The organism is Coprococcus intestinihominis, assembly GCF_040096555.1.
In the GTDB taxonomy this organism is placed as follows: Bacteria; Bacillota; Clostridia; order Lachnospirales; family Lachnospiraceae; genus Coprococcus_A; species Coprococcus_A intestinihominis.
Window position 1 is genome coordinate 1 of record NZ_JBBMEK010000133.1, and the last position, 8,710, is coordinate 8,710.

At 34.4% G+C, this 8,710-nt stretch carries 7 protein-coding genes; all 7 read right to left on the reverse strand.

Going from position 1 to position 8,710, the window contains the following annotated elements:
* Positions 1–385: 385 nt before the first annotated feature.
* Complete coding sequence (locus WMO25_RS10710; RefSeq protein ID WP_117528859.1) at positions 386–1,690, reverse strand: Gfo/Idh/MocA family oxidoreductase; 1,305 nt, start codon at positions 1,688–1,690, stop codon at positions 386–388.
* Positions 1,691–1,710: 20 nt separating this feature from the next.
* A complete protein-coding gene (locus WMO25_RS10715) occupies positions 1,711–2,784 on the reverse strand; it encodes a pyridoxal-phosphate-dependent aminotransferase family protein (protein ID WP_349085329.1) in 1,074 nt (357 codons plus the stop codon).
* A gap of 498 nt (positions 2,785–3,282) precedes the next feature.
* Positions 3,283–4,581, reverse strand: coding sequence for a CDP-glycerol glycerophosphotransferase family protein (locus tag WMO25_RS10720; RefSeq protein WP_349085330.1), 1,299 nt, complete (start codon positions 4,579–4,581; stop codon positions 3,283–3,285).
* Positions 4,582–4,584: 3 nt separating this feature from the next.
* Entirely contained in the window at positions 4,585–6,024 is a 1,440-nt protein-coding gene (locus WMO25_RS10725; protein WP_349085332.1) for an oligosaccharide flippase family protein, read from the reverse strand.
* Positions 6,025–6,039: 15 nt separating this feature from the next.
* Positions 6,040–6,969 (reverse strand): GNAT family N-acetyltransferase, encoded by a 930-nt coding sequence (locus tag WMO25_RS10730; protein ID WP_349085333.1) that lies wholly within the window; start codon positions 6,967–6,969, stop codon positions 6,040–6,042.
* Positions 6,966–8,063, reverse strand: a complete 1,098-nt coding sequence (locus WMO25_RS10735) for a DegT/DnrJ/EryC1/StrS family aminotransferase (RefSeq protein WP_349085335.1) — start codon at positions 8,061–8,063, stop codon at positions 6,966–6,968. The genes WMO25_RS10730 and WMO25_RS10735 overlap by 4 nt, the downstream gene beginning before the upstream one ends.
* Position 8,064: 1 nt before the next feature.
* Positions 8,065–8,710, reverse strand: a 646-nt coding sequence (locus WMO25_RS10740) for a hypothetical protein (protein WP_349085337.1), incomplete at its 5' end; no start/stop codon positions are given.

An 8,710-nucleotide genomic window follows, 5' to 3' on the forward strand; every position in this document is an offset into this window, starting at 1 on the left:
TGGATGATAAAAATAGCAATTTTCTAGAAGAGCTTCTGCCTTGGTCAGAAACACTTCCAGAAAATATACGAAAACCAAAGAAAACGGATGAAAAATAGCATGGCTGCAGAAGCAGCCTGATATTTTTCAAGGTACTCATTTTTCACCGTTTACAATGTATGCGTTCCCTGTGCCACGATAGAATGGGCAAGCGCCTGCTAGATTGCAGGCGCTTGGGTAGAGTACTTTCATTTTTTACTTTCAATAACACACTCATTTGTAAGAAAGATATTTTCGAAGTACATCCATAACGTTACTTGTGTTTATGCGATACGTATTTGCGCATAGTTTTCTTTCACATACGTGATTGCACATCTCATCTATTTTGCTCGCAACATCATTACCTTTAAATCAAACTACTATCCGTTCTGGAATAAAAATCACCTATTACCTTGCAAACACCATTCGAAACATCCTCATTAACATAAGACAAATTTCGCCCGCTTTCAATCGTCTTTGTAAAGGCAACCAGTTCATATCGAATTCCCTCTCCATCCAACTGATAAAAATATCTCTTATTTTGAGATGTATCCTCATACCGAATTTCAAAATAGTCTGTTTTCCACCAAGGTGCCGGGACATAAATATAGCCTTTTGTACCAGAGATAACCAGTTCACCTTCTGACTTTACGCCTTTTGCGACCTTTACAGAAGCTACCGCATGATTATATAAAAAGTCTATTTTTGTAAACTGATCATGTCCGTCTTTATCGATGTGAGAAATTATGTGTTTTTCCTTATAATCCCCTCCAAGTATATTCAATACCGGCAACATTGCTGTGGGACCCCAGTCACATATACTATCCCATGCATCTTCTGCAATAGATCGCAGGCTCGTACAAGTTGCGTCTACCGAATAAATCTCACCAATTTTCCCTTCTTTTGCCAATAAAAGAAGTCTGGAGTATGCTGTTGAATACGCTGTTTTCAGTGCATCCATTAGGATACATTGTTTTTTATTCGCTAATTCAAAAAGCAGCTTGCTTTGCTGACTATCTAAAGCAATTGGTGGTTCACACAACACATGTTTACTCTTTTCCAACGCTCTCTTAATTTGCCCATAGTGATTTTCCGGAGTAGATACAATATAAACGGCATCCACCTCTTCCAGCAACATATCATAATCATCCGTTATGAACGGAATATCCTCAAAATACTTTGGATTTTTCGTACATACTCCGGTGATCTCCAAACCATTAACATATTGAGCTTCTCGGATATACTTTTTAGCAATTGGAGAATCGCCTATAATTCCAAGTCTTATTTTCCGCTCTTCTGATCTGATTTCCGAACTCGAAATGCCTTCTGTACGATCCAGATACACTACTTTACAGTACTCATTCAGATAGTCAAATTTGCCTTTCCAATCAGAGCCAACTGTAAAGATATCCACATCGTATCGACGGATATCATCTATTTTCTGACCTTCATACTCTTCAACTATAATCTTATCCGCTAAACCAGTGGCACGTACTGCCTCAATTCGTTCCATTAAGGACTGTTGCACATTAATCTTTCCTCTGGTTTTATCAAAATCATCTGCTGTTACTCCGACAATCAGATAGCCACCAAGTGCTTTTGCTCTCTCTAATAGCCTGATATGTCCATAGTGAAGCAAGTCATATGTTCCGTATGTAATCACCTTTACCATTTCCTTGCTTTCCTCCTAGTTCATAACAATCCTCGAATTTGCAAATCCTTAAAAGCATTTACAAGTGTTGTATTATCGTCTTTTGTAAGAGCTCCAATATGGCCTACTCTAAATACGCTGTCTTTTAATTCCCCGCCATTTGGACAAACCCAGATACCATATTCCTCTTTCAGTTTCATAAATACGTCATAGGCAGATACATTCAGTGGATGCAATGGTGTAACTGCATTGGACATCGACTCAGATACAATTTCAAACGGCAGCCCCTTGATCTTTTCTCTGAAGTCCTGTGCTAGTTCTGCGATTTTTCTTGTTTCCGTTTCTACTCCGCCAGCTGTATCAATAGCTTTCAGTCGGGCATTAATCTGGCGTAAGATACCAACAGCAGGTGTGAATGGCGTCTGTCCTCTTTCTCCATTTTTAAGTGCGGATTTCAAGTCAAAATACATACACTTAACACTATGCCCCTCAATGCGTTCAACTGCCTCATGCGAAAGGACAATTACAGATATACCCGGAGGGCAAGCAAGTGCTTTCTGAGCGCCCGTAATCATTACCTGTGCACCAAGTTCTTTCATATTAAAATCGTCTGCAAGGAAAGAACTGATGGCGTCAACAACCAAAAATATACCATTCTTTTTACAGAATTCACTGATCATATCAATGTTATAATATACGCCAGTTGAAGTTTCATGAACATTAACAAGAAATCCTGTAAAACCCTTGCCACTATAGACATCCAATTGTTCTTTCTTCAGTGCTTTACCTACATTCAGCTTGATTTCTTCATATGGAATATCGTGAATCTCACACAGTTCAACAAAACGATGACCAAAGCTACCACCGTTCACAACCAAAACTTTGTCATTTTGATCAAACACGTTCATAACAGTAGCTTCCATAGAAGCGGTACCAGAACCAGTAATAAAAACTACTCTAGCGTCATCGCCAGCTTTCGCAAACTTCTTCATCAGAGCTTCATTTTCAATCATAATCTCGGAAAATTCAGGTGTTCTAAAATACGGAACCTGTTCAGCTCCAATAGCTCTTACATTTTCATCCGACATAACCGGACCAACTGTAAAATTTAGCATAATTTATCCCTCCTACCTTGTGAATGTTTATTTCGGCATTTTTGTGTTCAATATTTATTTCTCTTTTTCGCAAGTACCATTTCTCTTGTATTCAGAATGAATTTTTTGATCATCGCCTTTCAAAGGAATACACCATTAGTCATTCATGTGAGTCCGAAGCCCATTTCTTTTAATGATATTTTGTAACAATCTTAGGATTAGATATTACAAAATCTGCTGCAATAAAAACAGCATGCTTTGCTCGATAAGTCTCTAACGATGCCAGATTCGCATTGGTGATTTGCCCTTCATCTATCTACTTAAGCTCTGTAAGTTCTTTCATTACCCAGTTTACTGTACCAAGTGAACAACCTGTTTTTCTTCAATCTTCCGTTTGAAAAGTGATTCTTTCGCCTCGACCATTAAAACTAAAACTTCAAACTGTTTTCTTGTTATTTCCTTACTTATAAATTTCTTTCCTCTTTTATAGCATATTTTGCATTTTCTCATCAAATATAATTAATTTTTCTTAGCTAAAGCATTGACAATTGATTGACTGCTTCTATGCACCTTTGAAAAGTAATCTTCTATACAGTCTTTCCTACTGCTAGCTTTAACATCCTTACCATCTGATAATTCATAAAAATATTTAATTAAATCCTTTTCATCATATGCTTCATAACATGTCTCAATCATCCTTGAAGCATACTCCGTATATTCAAATGCTACATCAGAATGACAATATATAACTGGTTTTTGAGTTATAAAGTATTCAGGTAATATTCCTGAAATATCTGTTATTAAAAAATCACTTTCCCAAAATTCTTTTGAATACTCTTTTTCTTCATCCAGAATAATGTTGCTTTCCGCTTTACAATATTTTTTAAATTCAATAACCTCTGTTTCGGTCATCTCAGATGTTTTTACAAAATTATCAAACATCAATGGATGTGGACGTAATATAAATAATATATCCTTATTCTTCTTTGCCAACCCTAATATAACATCTTTGTACTTAAAAAAGTTACTTCCACCAATATAGGGATCTGTTGACCACCTTGGCGTCCATAAGACATTTTTTCTAAATGTACTGTTGTTATTGTTGTCAGTAACTCTGGCCTGAAGCATTTGTTCTAATCCAATTGCCCCATAAGTAAGACACTTTTGTATTTTCAATTTACATCCGATAAGAAATCTTTCCTCATAAAATTTTTTTTCACTTTTATCGAAAGCAAAATAGCAATACACATCATTATAGTAGTCTTTACCCATTTCCACATTTTGACCATTTACTGTTAAAGTAGCTCCATACATAACATTACAAATCAATGCATATTTTTGAATCGATTTACTTGTATAAGGTTTTGGCATAAAATTATTATAAGGACGTGAATGAAACACATAATCCGGATTCAATTGTTTCAAATCAAACCATTCACCTTGGCCATCCAACGCATTGATAACATCATATCCATGTTCAATAAAATAATCATAAGTATCATTATATTTGCCGCCGCTATAAACATGATTATTTATATCTAAGGGAACACACACAATGATTGGATTATAACGGTGATCCGCCTTCATTTTGGAATAAATTGGCTCAAGTTTATTCCATCCCGGAATATATTGAATAATAAAAACAACATTTAAAATTTCTCGATTACTGATTTTCTTATTAATAATCTTTCTATTTCTCTTCATATAATGCAGCGAATATACATAGTGTATATACTGTGGAACTCCATAATAAATCTTTTTCTTCAGCTTATCTGCATAATATAATACCCTATTATCTTCACGCCTTTTATTATTCATGTACTATCTCCCTTTTATTTCTCCCAAAGCGTCTATGAATTTATTTCTATTCAGTACAAGCAGCCCAAATACAATCAACGTTATAATAACTCTTGCAACCAAAGATGCGTACAATGTAACACCTAAGAAACCGCTTATCATAAAAAGAATAAATATAATTAATAACGCTTTATAGTTATACATGTTATCCGGCAATTTTCTTTTCTTCAGCACCAAACGCATAGTGTAAAAATTTGATAATGCGAATACAATATAACTGATGAATGTTGTGTAACCTGCTGCTACAAACCCAAAAGCGGGTATAAGGACTGCGTTCAGTACAACATTTAGCACCGCTGCTCCAACCGATCCATATACCAACATTTTCTTTTCTTCATAGTAAAATTCAATATTAATAAACAATTGACAGTAAAATAAAAGTAATAAACTCATTGCAACCGGAGCAACAACATAAATAGCTGCTTCATAGTTTTTGCCAGCCATAATAACAATAATTTCAGGTGCATACCAAATAACACATAGAACCATAAGTCCCATCAAAATAACAAGTATCAATGAAATCGTTTTATTTTCTTCTGCGTTGTGATCCTTTATTTTTCCATACAACCATGGTACATATGATCCATTAATTGCATTTAAAATAAATGTCAAAATCATTGCAAGATTATATGCAACTCCGTACATTGCAGCATCACTTGTTCCAGTTATATGACTAATCATAATCCTGTCACTTTGGTTAAAAATCACCTGCGAAAGATAATACGCCAAAAGAGGAACGTTAAATCCAAACGCATATTTCCAAAATTTTTTATTGTAAAGACGCTTGCCTCTTTTGACATTCAATATAAAAAAAATTATTCCCACTAGAATATTGATTCCTGCATAACCGACTATTCTTGCATATCCCTTCTGATCCACCGTACAAACAAGAATATAGGCCAAAACAGGCGATATAATTGCCGTTAATAAAGTTACAGCAACTACACTTTTATATTTGTATTCAAATCTATTTTTTCCCATCCACAATGTTGTTGCTGTACTGAAAATTATCTCAGATATCATCAGAAGGACAAAAATTGTTGGAAGCTCAAACAACTGATTCCATACATTTCTAAACGGTAAATAGATTATAAGAAATACCGCAGACAATAACAAACAAATCCCCTGAATTGCTGATATATATTCATTTCTTCTTGTTTCATACTTTACCATTGCAGTAGAAAAAGAACCATATGCAAGATTTAATGTCAGGAATATCATAAGTATTCCCGACCAAGATGTATATATCGTATATTGACCATATTGTTCAGTCGTTAATAATCTTGTGAAAAGCGGAAGTGTTATAAATGATAAACCTTTTTGTAAAATACTGCATATGGCGTAAGATGTAGACACCTTCACTGTAAGTGGAATTTCATTTAGCTTTTTCCTAAATTTATTCATTTAGTATCCTCCATCTTATCTACCCAACTCATCCAAATATTTTTTAAACTCTTCATAATTCCTTATATAATCATTTGGATCATAAAAATCAGATGCTGCAACGCAAAGAACTGAATCTTTTTGTATCCACAACATCTCCCGCCATGTTGGTTCTTCAATCATAACACCAATAGAAGGATCTGAAAGTTCTATTTCTTCTCGCCCTTTTTCATTTTCCAAAACAAGCTGAATTCTTCCATACGGGCAAAACAACAATTGCTTAAGTTTTTTGTGAGCATGAAATCCTCTCCTAGTACCTTCCGGCACTTTAGAAATGTAATAAATTCTTTTAATTTCAAATGCAACATCGTGAATCGCTTCAAAAAAAGAAAGTTCGCCTGCATCAACCGTCGGTATTGTATTAATATGAACTATCTTACATCCAACAACATCTCTTCTTTCATCGAGTACATCGCCTTTCAGTACAGAATACCATTTTAAATTTTTTATTTCCGCATAGCGATTCCGTATCTCCTTAGAAATGTCAACTGCCTCATGAAAATTATGTTTATCATAAAATCTAACCGCACGCTCATTATTTCTTGAAACACACCAATAAACACTTTCCAAATTATATTCTTCAAATGCCCTGCGAATAATCTCTTCCATACCATACCACGAATAGCCTCTTCCCATTGCTGACTTTCTGACCGTAATAGCAAATTCCGCACTGTTATTATCTCTGTCAACATTTTTTAGACTAACCGTTCCCATATACTCATCTTCATCCGTAGCAATTGCAAGATGAATATTTTGCAATTTATTTCGTGACAATTTGATAAATTCTTCTGCATCCTTTATTGTTTTGCCAAGAAAATTGCCTCTTAGGTTTGCTACAACACTCTGATCATGCATCCATTCCAACATTAACGGTGCATCTTTCAATTCTAAATCTCTCAGTTTCATCTAAAATCATTCACCTTATCTATTACATATTGAATTTCTTCATCTGTCATGCCATAATACATCGGGATACTCAATTCAGTAGCACTAATTTCCTCTGAAATTGGAAAATCACCCCTTTTAAATCCTAAATTTTTATAGCATTCCTGTAAGTGCATTGGAATAGGATAATGTTTATTTGTACCTATTCCTGCATCGTTTAGATATTTTTCAAGTTCATCTCGTCTTTTACACCTAATCCCAAAAATATGCCAAACAGGCTCTGCATATTCTGGTACATACGGAAGAATTACTGCATCATTATGAATGCCATTTAAATATTTATCCGCAATCTTTCTTCTTTCCTTGTTAATTCGGCCCAAATGAGGCAATTTTGCCGCTAAAAAAGCTGCCTGTAATTCATCTAATCGAGAATTATTTCCCTGCATGATATGATGGTATTTATAATCAGAGCCATAATTGCCTAAAGCCCTGATTTTTCTTGCAACTTCTTCATTATTTGTCACAGCTGCGCCAGCATCACCTAACGCACCTAAATTTTTTCCTGGATAAAAGCTAAAACCTGCAGCGTCTCCAAACGAACCAACTACTTTTCCTTTATAAGTTGCTCCATGAGCCTGTGCACAATCTTCAATAACATATAAATTGTGTCTTTTTGCAATATCCATAATTTGATCCATATCACATGCCTGGCCATATAAATGAACCGGCATAATTGCCCTGGTTTTATCCGTAATAGCATTCTCTATTCTTTCAGGATTAACATTAAAAGTCTTAATATCCGGTTCTACAAATACCGGTGTAGCACCTGCATATGTAACAGCCAATGCCGTTGCAATATATGTATTTGATGGTACAAGAACCTCATCACCTTCTTTGATTCCCAATGCGCGCAGAGCGAGATAAAGTGCATCAAGACCATTTCCTACCCCCACACAATATTTGCTGTTACAATACTCCGCAAAAATTTTTTCAAAATTTTCATCTTCAATGCCCTCTATATACCAGGATCGTTTATAGACTCGCTCAAAAGCATTTCTTAATTCATTATCAAGTTCTTTTTCTAATGGCTTAAAAGTAACAAATGGTATTTTCATACTAGCCCTCATTTCTTTCATATTGCATCATCTCATTTAAAAATTTAACATTTTCAATTGGTGTTGTATTTTTAGAAAATTTCATTTTCCATCTATATCCAATCATAGATGGAAACATCACTATTTTTTTTATCTTATGTAACACCCCAATATTACGGTCCGTTAAAAATCTTCTATAACGTTCATGAAGATTACTTTGCTCAGTATTTCTCTTCTTAATAAGATCATTTACTTCCTCAAAATCTTTATGCAGAAGTATTGCCCATTTATTGTTTTGTGTCGTTGATATTCCCTCACCATATTCATACCAGATTAAATTGCAATTAATATGATATATTTTTTTTCTATCATAAACCATTAATCTAATCATATAATCCTCTGCATATTTAACCCTATTTTTAATTTCTGTTAAATAACTGAAAAAAATATCTTTTTTTGCCATAACAGAGGCTCCTAGAATAGAATCATTTGCTAATAAGTAATCGATAAATATTCTATTTTGATTATTTTTTTTGTGATATAATTCAATGTTCTTCGGAGACATCTGCTGTGAAATTACTCTCACATGCCTATCGATGTTTGTATAATATACAGCATTGCAAAAGCTCAAATCAGCGTCTGACTTTTTCATAAAATCAACCCATTTT

Coding starts and splice junctions, on each gene's coding strand:
- WMO25_RS10735 (WP_349085335.1), bottom strand. CDS start 8,063: ATGAAAATACCATTTGTTACTTTTAAGCCATTAGAAAAAGAACTTGAT.
- WMO25_RS10725 (WP_349085332.1), bottom strand. CDS start 6,024: ATGAATAAATTTAGGAAAAAGCTAAATGAAATTCCACTTACAGTGAAG.
- WMO25_RS10710 (WP_117528859.1), bottom strand. CDS start 1,690: ATGGTAAAGGTGATTACATACGGAACATATGACTTGCTTCACTATGGA.
- WMO25_RS10715 (WP_349085329.1), bottom strand. CDS start 2,784: ATGCTAAATTTTACAGTTGGTCCGGTTATGTCGGATGAAAATGTAAGA.
- WMO25_RS10720 (WP_349085330.1), bottom strand. CDS start 4,581: ATGAATAATAAAAGGCGTGAAGATAATAGGGTATTATATTATGCAGAT.
- WMO25_RS10730 (WP_349085333.1), bottom strand. CDS start 6,969: ATGAAACTGAGAGATTTAGAATTGAAAGATGCACCGTTAATGTTGGAA.